The 16516-nt window shown below is 67.9% G+C and carries 15 protein-coding genes; 7 read left to right on the forward strand and 8 right to left on the reverse strand.

Annotation, left to right across the window (positions count from 1 at the left end):
* The first annotated feature begins 68 nt into the window (after positions 1–68).
* The 5 genes from ACPCXD_RS19910 (at position 69) to ACPCXD_RS19930 (ending at position 5502) form a co-directional block, all read left to right on the forward strand.
* On the forward strand, positions 69–1457 hold the full coding sequence (locus ACPCXD_RS19910) for an FAD-binding oxidoreductase (protein ID WP_423660932.1): 1389 nt from the start codon (positions 69–71) through the stop codon (positions 1455–1457).
* 47 nt (positions 1458–1504) lie between these two features.
* Positions 1505–2338 carry a DUF5602 domain-containing protein gene (locus ACPCXD_RS19915; protein WP_229564971.1) on the forward strand — a complete coding sequence of 278 codons (834 nt, stop codon included), beginning with the start codon at positions 1505–1507 and terminating at the stop codon, positions 2336–2338.
* 47 nt (positions 2339–2385) lie between these two features.
* Complete coding sequence (gene coaE / locus ACPCXD_RS19920) at positions 2386–3603, forward strand: dephospho-CoA kinase (protein WP_186455092.1); 1218 nt, start codon at positions 2386–2388, stop codon at positions 3601–3603.
* 97 nt (positions 3604–3700) lie between these two features.
* A complete protein-coding gene (locus ACPCXD_RS19925) occupies positions 3701–4843 on the forward strand; it encodes an LLM class flavin-dependent oxidoreductase (RefSeq protein ID WP_060652933.1) in 1143 nt (380 codons plus the stop codon).
* A complete protein-coding gene (locus ACPCXD_RS19930) occupies positions 4840–5502 on the forward strand; it encodes an FMN reductase (protein WP_088899274.1) in 663 nt (220 codons plus the stop codon). Before ACPCXD_RS19925 ends, ACPCXD_RS19930 begins: the two co-directional genes overlap by 4 nt.
* On the opposite strand, the gene ACPCXD_RS19935 is transcribed toward ACPCXD_RS19930, so the two are convergent.
* Positions 5490–6119, reverse strand: coding sequence for a TetR/AcrR family transcriptional regulator (locus ACPCXD_RS19935; protein ID WP_229564970.1), 630 nt, complete (start codon positions 6117–6119; stop codon positions 5490–5492). The two genes, ACPCXD_RS19930 and ACPCXD_RS19935, sit on opposite strands and share 13 nt — an antisense overlap.
* Positions 6076–7098 carry an NADP-dependent oxidoreductase gene (locus tag ACPCXD_RS19940; RefSeq protein ID WP_423660935.1) on the reverse strand — a complete coding sequence of 341 codons (1023 nt, stop codon included), beginning with the start codon at positions 7096–7098 and terminating at the stop codon, positions 6076–6078. Before ACPCXD_RS19940 ends, ACPCXD_RS19935 begins: the two co-directional genes overlap by 44 nt.
* 182 nt (positions 7099–7280) lie before the next feature.
* Here ACPCXD_RS19940 and ACPCXD_RS19945 point away from each other — a divergent pair, with 182 nt between their 5' ends.
* Positions 7281–7970, forward strand: a complete 690-nt coding sequence (locus ACPCXD_RS19945) for a TetR/AcrR family transcriptional regulator (RefSeq protein WP_423660937.1) — start codon at positions 7281–7283, stop codon at positions 7968–7970.
* Between the two features lie 29 nt (positions 7971–7999).
* Here ACPCXD_RS19945 and ACPCXD_RS19950 read toward each other — a convergent pair whose 3' ends face one another.
* The 6 genes from ACPCXD_RS19950 to ACPCXD_RS19975 all read right to left on the reverse strand — a co-directional run bounded on the left by ACPCXD_RS19950 (position 8000) and on the right by ACPCXD_RS19975 (position 14285).
* Positions 8000–8293 carry a hypothetical protein gene (locus ACPCXD_RS19950; protein WP_088899271.1) on the reverse strand — a complete coding sequence of 98 codons (294 nt, stop codon included), beginning with the start codon at positions 8291–8293 and terminating at the stop codon, positions 8000–8002.
* A 105-nt stretch (positions 8294–8398) separates the two neighbouring features.
* Positions 8399–8935: an RNA polymerase sigma factor gene (locus ACPCXD_RS19955; RefSeq protein ID WP_423660939.1), complete on the reverse strand. Its 537-nt coding sequence runs from the start codon at positions 8933–8935 to the stop codon at positions 8399–8401.
* Positions 8936–9127: 192 nt separating this feature from the next.
* The gene (locus ACPCXD_RS19960) at positions 9128–10408 is read right to left on the reverse strand and encodes a DUF7373 family lipoprotein (RefSeq protein WP_423660941.1); all 1281 of its coding nucleotides are present in this window, start codon (positions 10406–10408) and stop codon (positions 9128–9130) included.
* Between the two features lie 1052 nt (positions 10409–11460).
* Positions 11461–11592, reverse strand: coding sequence for a putative transporter small subunit (locus ACPCXD_RS19965; RefSeq protein WP_016692795.1), 132 nt, complete (start codon positions 11590–11592; stop codon positions 11461–11463).
* Positions 11589–13304 carry a sodium:solute symporter family protein gene (locus ACPCXD_RS19970; RefSeq protein WP_423660943.1) on the reverse strand — a complete coding sequence of 572 codons (1716 nt, stop codon included), beginning with the start codon at positions 13302–13304 and terminating at the stop codon, positions 11589–11591. Before ACPCXD_RS19970 ends, ACPCXD_RS19965 begins: the two co-directional genes overlap by 4 nt.
* Before the next feature lie 462 nt (positions 13305–13766).
* A complete protein-coding gene (locus ACPCXD_RS19975) occupies positions 13767–14285 on the reverse strand; it encodes a DUF402 domain-containing protein (RefSeq protein ID WP_160876903.1) in 519 nt (172 codons plus the stop codon).
* 69 nt (positions 14286–14354) lie between these two features.
* Between ACPCXD_RS19975 and uvrB the strand changes: the two genes are divergently transcribed.
* On the forward strand, positions 14355–16514 hold the full coding sequence (gene uvrB, locus ACPCXD_RS19980) for an excinuclease ABC subunit UvrB (protein WP_016692792.1): 2160 nt from the start codon (positions 14355–14357) through the stop codon (positions 16512–16514).
* Positions 16515–16516: the final 2 nt, after the last annotated feature.

Consider the following 16516-nt stretch of genomic DNA (forward strand, 5'->3'; position numbering starts at 1 on the left):
AGAAGCCGCCAAGCCGGTCCCGGCACTCTTTCGTCGCACCTCATCCCGTGCGACGAAAGGAAGTGCACATGAACCTCCGGACGCCCACCGTCGGCACCGACCCACTCGACGCCCTCCGCACCGCGGTCACCGGATCGATCTCCCTGCTGGGCGAACCCGGCTACGACGCCGCGACCCCGTGGAACGTGGCGGTCCCGGTCCGTCCCCGCGCGGTGATCGCGGTCGAGAACGCCCTCGACGTCAGCGCCACCGTCCGGTTCGCGGGCGAACACGGCCTGAAGGTGGCCGTACAGCGCACCGGGCACGGCGCCGTGCCCCTCGGCGACGATGTGCTGCTCGTGCACACCGGCCGCCTCACCGAATGCCTGATCGACCCCGACACCCGCACCGCCCGTCTCGGAGCCGGCCTGGTGTGGCAGCAGGTCGTCGACGCGGCCGCACCCCACGGTCTGGCCCCGCTCGCGGGATCGTCACCCCACGTCGGCGTCGCCGGTTTCCTGACCGGCGGGGGAATCGGACCGCTGGTCCGCACCTACGGACTGTCCTCCGACCACGTGCGCGCCTTCGATCTCGTCACCGGTGACGGAGACCTGCTCCGGGTGACTCCCGAGCAGCACGCCGAACTGTTCTGGGGCCTGCGCGGTGGCAAGGCGACCCTCGGCATCGTCACCGCGGTGGAGATCGACCTCATGCCCCTGCCGCACTTCTACGGTGGGGCGCTGTATTTCGACGGCGCCGACGCGGCCACGGTGGCGCACGCCTGGCTCGACCTGTGCGCCGACCTGCCCGAGCACAGTTCGACCTCGCTGGCCTTCCTGCAACTGCCGCCGCTGCCGGGAGTCCCGGAACCGCTGGCCGGCCGCGCGACCGTGGCCGTCCGCTTCGCGAGCGTCGCCGGCGAAGCCGAGTCCGAGGCGATCCTCGGTGCGCTGCGCACGGTCGCGGCGCCGATCCTCGACGGCATCGCCACCCTGCCGTACGCGGCACTGGGAGCGGTGCACGCCGACCCGGTCGACCCGATGCCGACCCACGAACACAGTGCGCTGACCCGCGAACTGACGCACGACGCGATCGACGCGTTGCTCTCGGTGGCGGGACCGGGCTCGCACTCGCCGCAGACCATCGTCGAGGTACGGCTCCTCGGCGGAGCCCTGGCACGCGAACCGCGGCATCGCAGCGCCTTCTGCCACCGCGACGCCGCTTTCACCCTCTTCGTCATCGGTGTGCTCGCGCCACCCTCGGCAGACGCCGTCGTCGCACACACCCACGTGATCGACCGGGCGCTGGCGCCGTGGACCACGGGCACCTCGCTGCCCAACTTCACGGCCACCTCGGATCCGGACCGCATCGCGCGCACCTACGACGACGACACCGCGCACTGGCTCGGCGCCCTCGCCGACGAGCACGACACCCACGGCGTGCTGCGCGTCGGGCAGGTCGTTCGCCGGCCCCGATGAGACCGACACCTCCCGCCCCGAGCCCCTCCACTCCCACAAGGCAGGCAATGCGAACTTCTCGATCGATCACCGCACTCGCCCTCTCCACCTGCGCCGTTCTCGCCCTGACGGGTTGCGGCGACGGATCCGTCCCGACCGCCGAGGGCGCAGAGACCGCGGGACACCATCACGGTGTCACCACCCTCTACGGACCGGAAAGCGAACTGGGGGAGGGCATCTCCCGCACCTACGTCGTCGTCGATCACGAGGGTAGGCCGCGTGAGGTCGGTATCCGGATGTCCGAGTCCGTGCTCACCGGCCTTCCCGACGGCCCGGACGCCGAGATGACGATGCTCATGCTGGATCTTCCCGCCGGCGCCCCGGACACCGGTTTCGACCACGTGATGCTGGACTGGAACCCGAACGGGCACGATCCGGAGATCCTCTACGGCGCGCCCCATTTCGACATGCACTTCTACACGACGGACGCCGACCGCGAGGTGGACCCGGGCGCGCCCGATTTCGCGGAGCGCGCGGCGCGGCTCCCCGACCCCGAATACGTTCCGGAGGGGTACATCCCACCGCCCGGTCCGCCGGTCGAGAACACTGTGCCGTTCATGGGCATGCACTGGACGGACGCTGCCGACGGCGTGATCTCCGGATCCTTCGAGTTCACCGAGGTGCTGCTCAACGGGTCGTGGGACGGGGAGTTCATCTTCATCGAGCCGATGATGACGCGGGAGTGGCTGGCGGCGAAGCCGTCCCTGCGGGAGGTCGTGAAACAACCGTCGTCGTACCAACGGACCGGCTACTACCCGACGGTGTACACCGTCGACTTCGACGAACAGGCGGGCGAATATGTCGTGGCGTTGTCGGGGCTGACGATGCGCGAGGCGTCGTAGGGACCGCGAAGGTGCCCCGGCGACGCGGTGATGCGAGACTGGGCAGCGTGCTGCGAATGGGGTTGACCGGAGGAATCGGCGCGGGCAAGTCGACCGTCGCCAAGGAGCTCGTCGAACTCGGGGCGGTGATCGTCGACTCCGATGTCGTCGCCCGGGAGATCGTCGCTCCCGGCTCCGAGGGACTCGCCGAGCTCGTCGACGCCTTCGGCGAGGACATCCTGCAGTCCGACGGCACCCTCGACCGCCCTGCCCTCGCGGCGAAGGCGTTCGCCAGCGACGATGCCCGCGCGGTTCTCAACGCCATCACCCATCCCCGGGTCGGGCGCCGTACCGCCGAGCTGGTCGCCGCTGCGCCCGACGACGCGGTGGTCGTGCAGGACATCCCGTTGCTCGTCGAGGGCGGGATGGCGCCGGCCTTCCACCTCGTCGCCGTCGTGCACGCCGACGAGACGGAGCGGATCCGGCGTCTCGTCGAACTGCGCGGCATGCCCGAGGCGGACGCCCGCGCGCGGATCGCGGCGCAGGCGACGGAGGAACAACGGCGCGAGGTCGCCGATGTGTGGCTCGACAACACCGGTGATCAGCAGGTGCTGGTCGAGCAGGTCCGGACGCTGTGGAACGACCGTCTGGTGCCGTTCGAGAAGAATCTGCGCACCGGCACGGTGGTCGAGGCGGATCCGGTGCTCGTGCCCGCGCGCGAGGAGTGGCATCGGCAGGCGCAGCGGCTCATCGCCCGGCTGGCCCTTGCAGCCGGGGGAGCGGCCGAGCGCATCGACCACATCGGTTCCACCGCGGTGGCCGGTCTGGCCGCCGTCGACGTCATCGACCTGCAGATCACCGTCGGCGACCTTGCGGCAGCCGACGCGCTCGCACCCGCGTTGGCCGCTGCGGGCTTCCCGCGCATCGACGATGTGGTGACCGACGAACCGAAGCCGTCCTACGGCGCCGGGGGAGAGACCGACCCGGCGGTGTGGGAGATGCGGCTGCACGGCAGCGCCGATCCCGGCCGTCCGTCGCGGGTGGCGGTCAGGGTGGACGGCTGGCCCGCCCAGCAGTTCGCGTTGCTGCTGCGTGACTGGTTGTCTGCGGTCGACACCGCGAAGCGCGAGTACGCCGACCTCAAGGCCGATGCTGCAGCCGAAGCGGCGCAGAAGTCGGATCCTGCCGAGGCGGCCGCCGCCTACGCGGCGCTCAAGGCCCCGTGGTTCGACCGGGCGCATCATCGCGCGTGGGAGTGGGCCCAGAGCACCGGCTGGTCGGCCTAGGGAGTCCGGACCCCAGGCGGGGACCCGCCCGGGAATCTTCCGGATGCCCCGTCCGTTAGAGTAGTTGACAGTTCAACTACTTGACGGAGGTTCGACCGTGCAGTTCGGCATCTTCACCATCGGCGACGTCACGCGCGACCCCACGACGGGTCGGGTCCCCACCGAACACGAGCGCATCGTCGCGATGACGAAGATCGCGCTGAAGGCCGAGGAGGTGGGCCTGGACGTCTTCGCGTCCGGCGAGCACCACAATCCACCCTTCGTCCCGTCCTCGCCGACGACGATGCTCGGCTGGATCGCCGCGAGGACCGAGAAGCTCATCCTCTCGACCGCGACCACTCTCATCACCACCAACGACCCGGTGAAGATCGCCGAGGATTTCGCGATGCTGCAGCACCTTTCCGGCGGCCGCGTCGACCTCATGATGGGGCGCGGGAACACCGGACCGGTCTACCCGTGGTTCGGCAAGGACATCCGGCAGGGCATCCCGCTGGCGATCGAGAACTACCACCTGCTGCGACGGCTCTGGCGCGAACGCGTCGTCGACTGGGAGGGCAAGTTCCGCACACCGCTGCACGGCTACACCTCCACCCCGTGGCCGCTCGACGACACCCCGCCCTTCGTCTGGCACGGCTCCATCCGTTCGCCGGAGATCGCCGAGCAGGCCGCCTTCTACGGCGACGGCTTCTTCCACAACAACATCTTCTGGAACAAGGAACACATCCAGCAGATGATCGCCCTCTACCGGCAGCGGTTCGAGCAGTACGGTCACGGCGCCGCAGACCAGGCTGTCGTCGGACTCGGCGGCCAGGTGTTCATGGCGGAGACCGAGGCCGAGGCGAAGCGGATCTTCCGTCCCTACTTCGACAACGCGCCCGTCTACGGTCACGGCCCGTCGCTCGAGGACTTCTCGACGATGACACCGCTGACCGTCGGCACACCCGAGCAGGTCGTCGAACGCACGCTCGGCTTCGCCGACTACGCCGGCGACTATCAACGTCAGCTGTTCCTCATGGATCACGCGGGTCTGCCGCTCGACGTCGTGCTCGAGCAGATCGAGATCCTCGGCCGGGAGGTCGTGCCGGTGCTGCGTACGGAATTCGAACGTCGCCGCCCCGCCCACGTGCCGTCCGACCCGCCCACGCACACCACCCTCGCCGCGCAGGGGGCCGACTCGGCGCACCGCCAGGTGATCCCGGCCCGCGTCGACCTCGTGCCCGAGGAGGCGGACGCCCGATGACCCGCCGCATCGTCGTCGTCAGCGGTGGCCTGTCCGAGCCGTCCACCACCCGTCTGCTCGCCGACCGCATCGCCGAGGCCGCTCGCGTCGCGGTCGGTGCGCGAGGCGACCACGCGGAGATCGAGGTGATCGAACTGCGCAGCCTCGCGACGGATCTCGCCACCACCTTCACCGCCGGTGTCCCCACCGCGGCGGTCGCGCGGGCCCGCGAACAACTCGCGACCGCCGACGGGCTGATCGCGGTGAGCCCGGTCTTCGCCGCCGGCTACTCGGGCCTGTTCAAGATGTTCTTCGACGCGCTCGACCCGGACACGCTCACCGGTGTGCCCACGGTGATCGCCGCGACCGCGGGCAGCGCCCGGCACTCGCTGGTCCTCGACCACGCGATGCGGCCGCTGCTGAGCTATCTGCGCGCGCTCGTCGTGCCCACCGGCGTCTTCGCGGCCACCGACGACTTCGGCGCGGGCGAGGCCGCCACGGCACTGCGGGGGCGGATGGACCGGGCGGCGGACGAACTCGCCGAGCAGATCACCCGCAGCACGGGCTCACCACACGGGGTCTCGGAAGTCTCGCCCCCCGGACGGCCGCGCGCGTCGGGCAACGCGGTCCGCACGGACGGACCGTCCTTCCGGGAACTGCTCGGTGCTCACCTGGGATGAGCCCCCACGTCGCGGGCCGGTCGGCAGTCGGCGGGGAGGTAGGCACTGAGCAGGTCCGCGGCGAGAGCGCGCAGCTCGGCCGCCGGGCCGTTCACCCGATACAGTCCGCCGACCGCGAGTGCCCCCACGATCGAGATGTGCAGTCGATCGGCCAGCCGGTCGCTGTGGGGCCCGCCGAGCTCACCGGTCAGGGCACGCAGCCTGCGGCGGAGCTCTTCCTCGTGGTCGAGGCAGCGATTCCTGATGTGCTGCGACTCGTCGCCGTCGAATTCCGCTGCCGTGTTGACGAATGCGCAGCCGCGGTAATCGGTCCGCATCGCGAGGTCCTGGATCCAGGCCAGCTGGGCGTCGAGCTGCTCACGTGGGTCCGGGTGTTGCGCGGCGGTGCTGTCCCATTTCGCCCAGAAGTCGTCGTCGCGCCGCTGGAGCACGGCGAGGACGAGGTCGTCCTTGCTCGGGAACCAGCGGTACAGGCTCGCCTTGGCCACTCCGGCGCGGCGAACGACCTCGTCGACCCCCACTGCGCGAACACCGTTGGCGTAGAAGAGCTCTGCTGCGATGTCGACCAGTTTCTCACGCAGGGCCTCCCCGCGTACCTGCTTGGTCGCCTCGCTCACGTCGTCCCTCCCGGTCGCCCACCACTATCGCCGCCTTGCCGAAGCCGAGACGGTTCGTCACCCAGGCCTGGGCCTCGACCGCACGATACAGATCGAACCGCGCGCCGACGACGACCCGGATGCGTCCCGCATCGACGAGACCGGCGATCGCCGTGAGTGCTACGGGATCCGGTTCGACGAGGCACGCGACCGCCCGGATTCCGCGTGCCTCGGCCGCCGCCCGGTACCGCGGGATCGACCACGCGGTCGCGAGCGCGACGGTCCCACCCGGTGCGACCAGATCGAAGAGCGAGACACCGAAATCGCCCCCGACCAGGTCGAGTGCTGCATCCACCGTCCCGATGGCGGCGACAGCAGGACGGTCGGTGTAGTCCACGCACGACCGGGCGCCCAGTTCGTACAGGGCGGCGTGGTCGTGGGGACGCGCGAGTGCGACGACCGTCGCGCCGCGTGCGACCGCGATCTGCACGGCGAGATGTCCGACCCCACCCGAAGCGCCGCTGATCAGGACATGGCACCCACTGCCCACTCCGGCCGCGTCGAGCATCTGCCACGCGGTCAGCGCCGCCATCGGAAGGCACGCTGCCTCGACGAACGGGACCGACGCGGGCAGCGGCACCAGTTGGTAGGCGGGCACGGCCGTGTACTGCGCGTACGTTCCGGCGGGGTAGGGGAACCGGGCCAGACCGAATACCCGATCCCCCATCTCGAACCGCGTGACGCCGTACCCGATGGCGTCGACGACGCCGGCGACATCCCATCCGGGCACGAAGGGGAGTCGCATCGACTGTTCGTAGCCGGCATTGCGCCCGGTGTACATGTCGATCGGGTTGACGCTCGTCGCCTCGACGGCGATACGGATTTCTCCGGCAGCGGGTTCGGGCCGCGGAACATCGACGATCCCGAGGGGAGACCCCCACTGTTCGTGGCGGGCGGCCGGCATGGTGCCGGTACCGGGTCTGCGTGCGCCGACGATCATGATTCGCCTCCGTGGTGGGATCCAATATCGAGACCGATCTGTCTCGTTCATCCCCGACGGACGGAGGGTGTGTCAACAGGGATTGCTGCGATGCGGCTCGGCGACTTGCCGTTCCCGAGGGGCACACCTATACTTCCTTAAGTTAAGGGGTCTAACTTAAGGCGATCGGAGGGGCGAGCGGGGTGGCCGGCGTCCGCAGGCGTGCACGCAAGATCGACGTGGAGGACATCATCCGCGTCGGTCGGGCGATCGGGCTGCGACAGTTGAGCCTCAACGCCGTCGCTGCCGAACTCGACGTCTCCACGGCGGCGCTGTACCGCCACGTGGACGGTCGCTGGGGGCTCGAACTCGTCGTGGGGGAGAGTCTGCTCAGCGATCTCGCTCTGCGCGACGATCCGGCACACGACATCGAACAGCACCTGCTGTCGTTCGGTCTGCAGCTCCGCGCGTTCGTCCTGGCTCATGCGGGCCTGGGAACCTACATGCAGACGCTCTTCCCGCGCGGGGAAGCGGGGCAGCGTCTGATGGCGAGCGAGGTCGAAGCTCTCGTGCGCCGCGGGTACACCCCCGACGTCGCTGTCGCTCTCGCCAGTGCGGTGGCGAGCACCGCGATCAACTTCGCGGTGGCCGAGGAAGCGCAACTCGAGCGGATCTCGGGGCTCCAGCAGCAACGCGACGACGTCGCCGAACGGCTGAGCGCCGACGAACGCCTGGGTGAGGCTCATCGCGACCTTCCCGAGTTCGACCACGAGGGGTTCTCGATGATGGTCGTCACGGCGACGATTCGCGGTCTGCTGGCGGTCGGTCCGGTGGGGCGACCACTGCACGAGGTGGTCGTCGATCTCGGATCGACAGGGATGGGGCTGCGATGATGCAGGACGAATCTCGGCAGGTCGTACGATCAGAAGTCGGGATCGGTTGTGTCGACGACGATTTCCGGATCCGATGTATCAGTGAGGTCGAGATCGCCGAGGTGTTCGATCGGCAGGTCGTCGATGACGGGGTGCTCGATATCGTCCTCATCGATTCCCTCGGCAGGAACCAGTTCGGTTCCGATGCGAGGGGTGAGGGGATCGGTGGCGATATCGAGCACCCGACACCAGACGCTCCCGGGTAGTTCGGGTATCCGGTCCATCAGGTCGAGACCCAGCGATTCCCCCAACGGGGGCAACGGATTCGGTTCGCTTCGCGTCATTGCTCATCCTTCCGGGGATTCTCCGGCCGTTCGGTGCCCTCCGTGCCGGCCGATCCGATCGTCGTTGCCGGATCGATGCGGGGCCGACCGCCGGTCGGAGGCGACTCATTCTGCGCCGAGCAGTGCCGGACTCGGCAGATCGACGAGTTGCCTACGGGCGCGACTGATCCGGCTCTTCACCGTCTGCACACCCACCCCTTGATGGGCTGCGATCTCGGCGTAACCGAGTTGTGCATACTCGCGCAGCACGATCGCAACCCGAAACTGTTCGGGGAGAAGGAAAAGGGCCCGACGGACCGCATCACCGTCGACCACGCTGTCGGCGAGAAGTGTTTCCCCGGATGTATATTCGTCCCCGACCCGTTCGCCGAGGACCTCACCACGTCGTCTGCGCACGACGGCGAGCGCCGCATTGCTCGCGATGCGATACAGCCATGTTCCGAATGCTGCTGTGCCACGGAACTTGTCGAGATTCTTCCACGCCGCGATCAGTGCATCCTGCAGTGCGTCCTCGGCGTCGTGCCGGTTTCCTGTGATCTGGACGCAGACCGCCCACACACGTTCGCGTGACGGTGCGACGAGTTCGGCGAACGCTGCCCGATCGCCTGCCCGGCACCGCTCGATCAACTCGGCCTCGTTCATCGAGCCCCCTCACCATCCCGAGCAGTCACATTGTCCCGCATGCACATTCGAGCCTCTGCTCGACGGGCGGGGGAGTTACGAATATACCGTGGTTCGAAGTGGTCGACGCCGTCGGGGGCAGTGTCGACCACCCGTCGACAATACCGCGAGATCAGTTCTCGCCCAAGCCCATCTCCTGGGATCGGACCAATTTCACGTACTGGGTGGCCAACCGCTGTGACATCGTACGAAGCGAGTCGTTCTCGGGAGCCTCGTTCCCACCGGCCGCAGCCCCGAGAGTTCCGCCATGTACCGCCCGTGGACAATCAGACACACACTCGCCCGCCCCTGCGCCACGTCACCCGACCAGCAACGTGTTCCCGGGATGTCCTGCGGAACGGTCTCGTCCTCGACGAGGTCCGGATGCATCTCCCGGATCGTCTCGACGAAATCGTCCCGCAGGAGCTCCGCCTCCGCAGGACCGGCAGTGCGGTAGACGTTCGACGCGGCCTTGGCGATCCGGTCGGTTCCGGTGACCTCGAAGATCCTCTCGGTACGGGCGGGATGCGAATCGAAGTGCAGCCATCCGTCCGGCCCGTAGACCGCGAGGTCGGACAGGCGGGGGAGCGCCCCCTCCGGCAGGCCCACCGCCCGGGCGAGGACCCTGTCGACATCCATCGGAAGATCGCCGATCTCCTCGACCGGCGTCGCAGGAAAACCGTCGAGCAGCGTCGCCTGGGCCCGCGCGGCACGCGCGGCGATGTCGGTGGTCCAGGCGACGTCCCCGGTCTCGCTGCTCGCATAGGTGTGGATGACGAAGCTTCCCTGCGGGGTGATCGTCGTGGTGGTCACGCGACCGATCACGTCCCACGACCGTACGGAGGCCAGAGTCTCCGGAGCCCCCGGCACGGCGACCGGCACCGCCGGCGGGATACCCGTGACGATCGAGGGATCGCTGGCGAGCGGCGTCGTCCTGTCGACCCGCTCGAAGTCGTGCACGACCTGCGCGGCCCGCGCGGCGTCCTCGGGAGTCGCGAACCGCGCCACCGCGACCTGCAGCATTCCCGACTCGTCCTCGGTGCTGCGGGAGGTCCGGAATCCCGTGATCATCCCGAAGGGTTCGAGGAGATTGCCGGCACCGTCCGCCAGGATCCTGTCGGTGGACACCGAGACACCGGTACGCGCTCCTTCCGTCGTCAGCGTCGGATCGATGTCGTGGGGGTGGACGACGAACTCGGCCATCCGCTGTCCCTCGATCACCGGTCCGGCTTCACCGGCAGCGAAGTTCTCCCCGACGAAGTCGCGCGGTTCGACCCGATACTCTCCGGTCTCCAACGAGGCGAGGTCGATTCCTTCGGTGCTCTCCTGCCCGGGAGGGGTTGCGGGTTCGGTCCCGTTTCCGGTGACGGTCGTGTCGGAACCGCACCCGGCGGCCGCCAGGATGGTTGCCGTCGCGACCGCCAGGACGGCGCGCGTGGCACGAGATGTACGCATGGGTCGGCTCTCTCCTCGGTGTGCGAACACGGATCGATACGTGACGCGGATTGGAGAGCGCGGACCGCATGAATGTGCCTGCCCAGGATCATGTGTGATGCCATTCACATCGAATCGTCACGAGCTGTCCTACTGGAAGACCGTGGCGGCGACTGTGGCGCCTACACCGATCGTCGCGACGAGCCCGACCAGGCTCGCAGTGTTGCCGGGGTATCCCCAGTTGCGAGGCCGTAGGTACTTACTCGGGACAGTCGGTTGGGCAGGTGGGGTCGACGTGGAGACACCGTGGTGAGTTCCAAGTGATCGGCCCAGCACATCCGGGGATTCGACTAGTCTGGAGAAACCGACGAAAGGGACAACGTGCGGCATTACGTCAGAGACCCCGGTGTGTGTTCCTCCATCCTTGCAGGAGTTGGGATCGGAGCCGCGTACATTGCAGCACCCTCCCCGTATATCGCAGGGATCGGTGTTCTCTGGGTGGCCGTCGCAGCTTGGTCCGCCTTCGAAGCTCGCCGAAAGTTGGGATAGGTGGAGACGATCCGCAACTATGCCACCGTCCCTTTCGCCGTTCTCGTAGTGGCGACAGTCATTGCCCTCGTAGAACTGGCCGAAGACTGGCATCCATTACGTGCCACCCTCTACTTGCTCATCTGGACAGGGACCGTCGCCGTCCTCATGCGACGAAACGCCCCCCGTCGTACTACGCAGTGAAAGATCCTCCTGACTTCACGGTCGAACCATGAGGTAGCGGCTGAGCGCTGCCGAGTGCCCATCCCAGGGCTGGGACACTCGGCGCCGTCCCGATGCGGGCCTTCCGATTGCGAGCTCATTCGACGTCAACGCTTCCTGGCGTGAGCGAGACCAAGGGATGGAACCGTCTCGTGAGAGCTCTCAGAATCGCGCCAGAAGGATGCTCGTTCCCTGGTCGCGTTCGTCAGCCGCCACTTCTGGAGCGGAGATAGCGAACATGCCTGTCCGGACGAACGATCTGACGAACCGCACGACAGAATCTCGAGCGACCGGCTTTGTGGCTGAGATGCCCGCCGGGAGGGTCAGATCAGATCTTCGCCGTTCCGTCGGGCCTGCAGCCACTCCTTGACGAAGCCGCGGCAGAGCGCCGCCAACACGCCGGCGACGAGTACGGGCCAGATCAGGACGTAGACGGTCAGCGCGAGCGTGCTCATCGGGTCTCCTTCTCCGGAGTGGTTGCTGCGGGGTTCTTCTCGGGCGCAGCGTCGTTCTCGGGTGCGTTGTCCTCCACCACGTCGAAGTCACCGACACGCTGCGCGATGACCTCGAAGTCGAAGTTCTCGTCGGAGTTCACGGACATCGCCCAGCACACGACCGTGCTGACCGCGTAGGCGACGAGCGAGGCGCTGAGCACGGCGTAGTCGTGGACCGAGCCGAGCGCGAAGGGTGCCACGGCCACCGCGGCGACGACACCGACGACGCGTGCGGCCCGGAGTCCGAAGAAGCCGAACGCCATCAGACCCGCGATCACGCCGACACCGACCACCGAGGCGATGTCCACCGCCCAGGCGAGCACGCCGTCCATCGGGAACCACCCGAAACGTACCGGCAGGAACGCTGCCAGGGCGACGAGCACCGACGTCGTGAACGCCTTGTTGGTGACCTTGTGCCAGTAGAAGCTCGCGATGACGGGGAAGACCAGCGCACCCCACAGCGCGCCGACGAACACGAGCAGGTCGAGGATGCTCAACCGCATGCTCGCGAACGCCACGGCAGCGGCGGTCGCGACGACCATCGTGGCGCGCCCGATGAACAGCATCCGCTTGGGATCTGCATTGCGGGTGCCGCCGGCGATGTTCTGGCCGTAGATGTCGGCCATGACGATCGACGACAGCGCCGACAGGTCGGAATCGGCCGTGGACGACAGCGCACCGATGATCATGACGAAGAACACGACGACCAGTGCCGTGGGCAGGAACGACGCCACCATCTGCGGCACGATGTTGTTGACGTCGCCGTCCATCGGGTCGACGCCCAGGTACAGCGCGAGCACGCCGAACATGCCGACGCCGATGACGGTCGCGCCGTAGCCGATCGTCGCGGTGACGAAGGTCTGCTTGATGAGATCCTCGCGCACCGCGAACAGGCGCTGCGCGATCGTCTGGTTGCCGATGGCGTACGCGAGCACGGCCGCGATGTACGGCGCGCCCTGGTTCAGAAAGGCATCGCTCGAGAAGAAGTCGCCCTGCTGGTCGGTGAGGTTCGCGGACCCGCTGTCGAACGCGTCGGGGAAGCCGGTGATGAAGAAGACCGCCGGGATGATGACGACGACCGCGCCCAGCATCGCCACGACCTGCACGAAGTCGGTCAGCACGGACGCGCGGAAGCCGGACCACAGGGTGTAGAGCAACACGCCGGCAGCGATGAAGACGACGCCCTGGACGAAGCCGAATGGCGAGATCAGCGAGATGAGCACACCGCCGGCGATGAAGTTGGACATCAGGCTGATCAGGCTGCCGACGAGGTTCGACCCGGCCAGCATGAGCTGGCTCGACCGTCCGTGTCGGGCGAACATCACCTCGGCGAGGGTGTGCGCCTTCGGCGCGACCGCGCGGATCCGCTTGCCGAAGGGGTAGATGAACAGGATCATCAGCGCGCCCCACAGTCCGTAGTGGATGGGGCCGGAGATGCCGTAGGTGTATCCGGAGGTCGCCGAGGCGTACAGCGAGGACGCCCAGATCCAGGTGGCGGTCATGCTGGCCGCCGACACCCCGAAACCGACCTTGTTGCCGGCGGTCATGTAGCCGTCGGCGTTCTCGTCCTTCTTCCCGATGCGGGCGGAGATGAGAAGCGTTCCGCCGTAGAAGAATACGAGTAGAGCAACGATCGTCGCGGCGCTGAACTGAACGAGCTCGGTGCCGTTCACTGCGACCTCCTTCGTCTTCGCGTCACGTCCGCAGCGTTCGGAGCGCAGCGGAACCCCGGGGCGCGCTGTGCGCGTCCTGTCCGTCGGTTCCGCTTCGGTGTCGGTCCGATCCACCGCCGGACGGTGGGCATGCGTCGAGCACCCGATCGGCCATGGGCCGGCGGGCGTGGCATACCGCTCCAGCAGGGCACGCCCGGATCCGGGCGTGTGCCGACGAAGAGATCGGCGGCGTTCTCGTCGGCGCTCGTGGGCTGCACGGGCGCGCGCCGCCGGCGCGAGGGGTGTCCTCGGTCGGGCGATGTGCACGCGGAGGGGCGATCCGGGCCGGCCCCGATGGTCGCCTTCTCGGTGCACTGCTTCGCCGGCCGAGGCAGATTACCATGTCCTTTGCGGCAGTAACTTTTTCGCTCCTGCACCCCGCTGTCTGCGCAGGTGACGGCACCTGCGCAGCGGTGGTGCGCGTCAGCGCCAGGAGACGGGCGCGCCCCGTTCCCGCAGCCACGCGTCGAGGTCGTGGCCGTGCGCGGCGATGCCGTCCACCGCCCGCAGCGCCGTGTCGATCGCCGTCTCGGCCGCGGCCGCGTCGATCATCCCGGTGGTGACCGCGACCACCAGTTCGTCGATGTCCTCGACGATCGTGTCGCGACCGGTACGGACGATCAGGTCGAGATAGTGGTCGCGGGAGTACCAGACGTCGCCCTCGCGCCGGAACTCGCCGACGTCGACGTACCGGTCCTGGTCGCGTTCGTTGCCCGGCGTGAAGTGGAAGATCGAGGCCCGCAGGCGCAGGTCCGGCAGCAACCACGATTCGAGATAGTGGAACTGCGGGTGGTCGGACGGTCGCGCCATGTACAGGCCCCACTCCTCGACGCGGTACTCGTCGACCGCGCGCACGAAGCCCTTCGGGTCGATGTTGGTCTTCGCGGCGACGTCGAACGTCTCGGTCTTCACGGGATGCGGGGTCGCGGACACGGGATGCACGCTAGCGGGCGAACCGTGCCGCACGCAGGACCACGATACGTGTCGGTGGGAGCGCTTACTCTGGATTCCATGGCGTTCGCAAGTGAACATCCCGTCGTCGCACACTCCGAGTTCCGGCCGGTGGGTGAGATCGAGCGCACCGAGGCCCGCTTCGAGGTCGTCAGCGAGTACGAACCGGCCGGCGATCAGCCCGCCGCCATCGACGAGCTCGAGCGCCGGCTGAAGTCGGGGGAGAAGGACGTCGTCCTGCTCGGTGCCACCGGTACCGGCAAGTCCGCCACCACCGCGTGGCTCATCGAGCGCGTCCAGCGACCCACCCTCGTGATGGCGCCCAACAAGACCCTCGCCGCGCAGCTCGCCAACGAGCTGCGAGACATGTTGCCCAACAACGCGGTCGAGTACTTCGTCTCGTACTACGACTACTATCAGCCCGAGGCGTACATCGCGCAGACCGATACCTACATCGAGAAGGACTCGTCGATCAACGACGACGTCGAGCGGTTGCGGCACTCCGCCACTTCGTCGCTGCTGTCCCGCCGCGACGTCGTGGTGGTCGCGTCCGTCTCGTGCATCTACGGTCTCGGTACCCCGCAGTCCTATCTCGACCGGTCCATCCAGCTCGAGGTCGGTGTGGAGGTGCCGCGCGACGCGCTGCTGCGCCTGCTCGTCGACGTCCAGTACGCCCGCAACGACATGGCGTTCACCCGCGGATCGTTCCGCGTCAAGGGCGACACCGTCGACATCATCCCCGCCTACGAGGAACTCGCCGTGCGGATCGAGTTCTTCGGCGACGAGATCGACGCGCTGTACTACCTGCACCCGCTCACCGGCGACGTCGTGCGCAAGGTCGACTCCCTGCGCATCTTCCCGGCGACCCACTATGTGGCCGGTCCCGAGCGCATGGAACGCGCCGTCGCGAGCATCGAGGCCGAGCTCGAGGAGCGCCTGGCCGATCTGGAGAACCGCGGCAAGCTGCTCGAGGCGCAGCGTCTGCGCATGCGCACCCAGTACGACATCGAGATGATCCGGCAGGTCGGCTTCTGCTCCGGCATCGAGAACTACTCCCGTCACATCGACGGCCGCCCCGCCGGGTCCGCGCCCGCGACGCTCATCGACTACTTCCCGGAGGACTTCCTTCTGGTCATCGACGAGTCGCACGTCACCGTGCCGCAGATCGGCGCGATGTACGAGGGCGACATGTCGCGCAAGCGCAACCTCGTCGACTTCGGCTTCCGTCTCCCGTCGGCGGTCGACAACCGACCCCTGACCTGGGAGGAGTTCGCCGCCCGCATCGGTCAGACGGTCTATCTGTCGGCGACCCCGGGTCCGTACGAGCTCGGGCAGACCGGCGGTGAGTTCGTCGAGCAGGTCATCCGCCCCACCGGCCTCGTCGACCCGCAGGTCGTCGTCAAGCCCACCAAGGGTCAGATCGACGATCTCGTGCACGAGATCCGCGAACGCGCCGAGCGCGACGAACGTGTCCTCGTCACCACGCTCACCAAGAAGATGGCCGAGGACCTCACCGACTACCTGCTCGAACTCGGTATCCGGGTGCGCTATCTGCACTCCGACATCGACACCCTGCGCCGTGTCGAACTGCTGCGACAGCTGCGTCTGGGCGAATACGACGTGCTCGTCGGCATCAACCTGCTCCGTGAGGGTCTCGACCTCCCCGAGGTGTCGCTGGTGGCGATCCTCGACGCCGACAAGGAAGGCTTCCTGCGGTCGACGACCTCGCTGATCCAGACCATCGGCCGCGCGGCCCGCAACGTCTCCGGCGAAGTGCACATGTACGCCGACAAGATCACCGACTCGATGGCGCGGGCCATCGAGGAGACCGAACGGCGTCGCGAGAAGCAGATCGCCTACAACACCGAACACGGTCTCGATCCGAAGCCGCTGCGCAAGAAGATCGCCGACATCCTCGACCAGGTCTATCAGGAGGCCGAGGACACCGAGGCCGTCGAGGTGGGCGGCTCCGGCCGCAACGCCTCGCGTGGTCGCCGAGCCCAGGGCGAGTCCGGGCGGGCCGTCAGCTCCGGTGTCGTGGAAGGTCGCGACACCTCGACGATGCCGCGCGCCGAACTCGCCGATCTCGTGCAGCAGCTCACCGATCAGATGATGCAGGCCGCCCGCGACCTGCAGTTCGAGTTGGCCGCACGGCTCCGCGACGAGATCTCCGATCTGAAGAAGGAACTGCGCGGGATGGACGCCGCGGGCCTGAAGTAGTC

Source organism: Rhodococcus sp. AB351 (assembly GCF_049538275.1).
In the GTDB taxonomy this organism is placed as follows: Bacteria; Actinomycetota; Actinomycetes; order Mycobacteriales; family Mycobacteriaceae; genus Rhodococcus.

Excerpts from the sequence above, each read along its gene's own strand:
- uvrB (WP_016692792.1), top strand. The coding sequence starts at position 14,355 with ATGGCGTTCGCAAGTGAACATCCCGTCGTCGCACACTCCGAGTTCCGG.
- ACPCXD_RS19930 (WP_088899274.1), top strand. The coding sequence starts at position 4,840 with ATGACCCGCCGCATCGTCGTCGTCAGCGGTGGCCTGTCCGAGCCGTCC.
- ACPCXD_RS19950 (WP_088899271.1), bottom strand. The coding sequence starts at position 8,293 with ATGACGCGAAGCGAACCGAATCCGTTGCCCCCGTTGGGGGAATCGCTG.
- ACPCXD_RS19955 (WP_423660939.1), bottom strand. The coding sequence starts at position 8,935 with ATGAACGAGGCCGAGTTGATCGAGCGGTGCCGGGCAGGCGATCGGGCA.
- ACPCXD_RS19940 (WP_423660935.1), bottom strand. The coding sequence starts at position 7,098 with ATGATCGTCGGCGCACGCAGACCCGGTACCGGCACCATGCCGGCCGCC.
- ACPCXD_RS19915 (WP_229564971.1), top strand. The coding sequence starts at position 1,505 with ATGCGAACTTCTCGATCGATCACCGCACTCGCCCTCTCCACCTGCGCC.
- ACPCXD_RS19960 (WP_423660941.1), bottom strand. The coding sequence starts at position 10,408 with ATGCGTACATCTCGTGCCACGCGCGCCGTCCTGGCGGTCGCGACGGCA.
- ACPCXD_RS19910 (WP_423660932.1), top strand. The coding sequence starts at position 69 with ATGAACCTCCGGACGCCCACCGTCGGCACCGACCCACTCGACGCCCTC.
- ACPCXD_RS19965 (WP_016692795.1), bottom strand. The coding sequence starts at position 11,592 with ATGAGCACGCTCGCGCTGACCGTCTACGTCCTGATCTGGCCCGTACTC.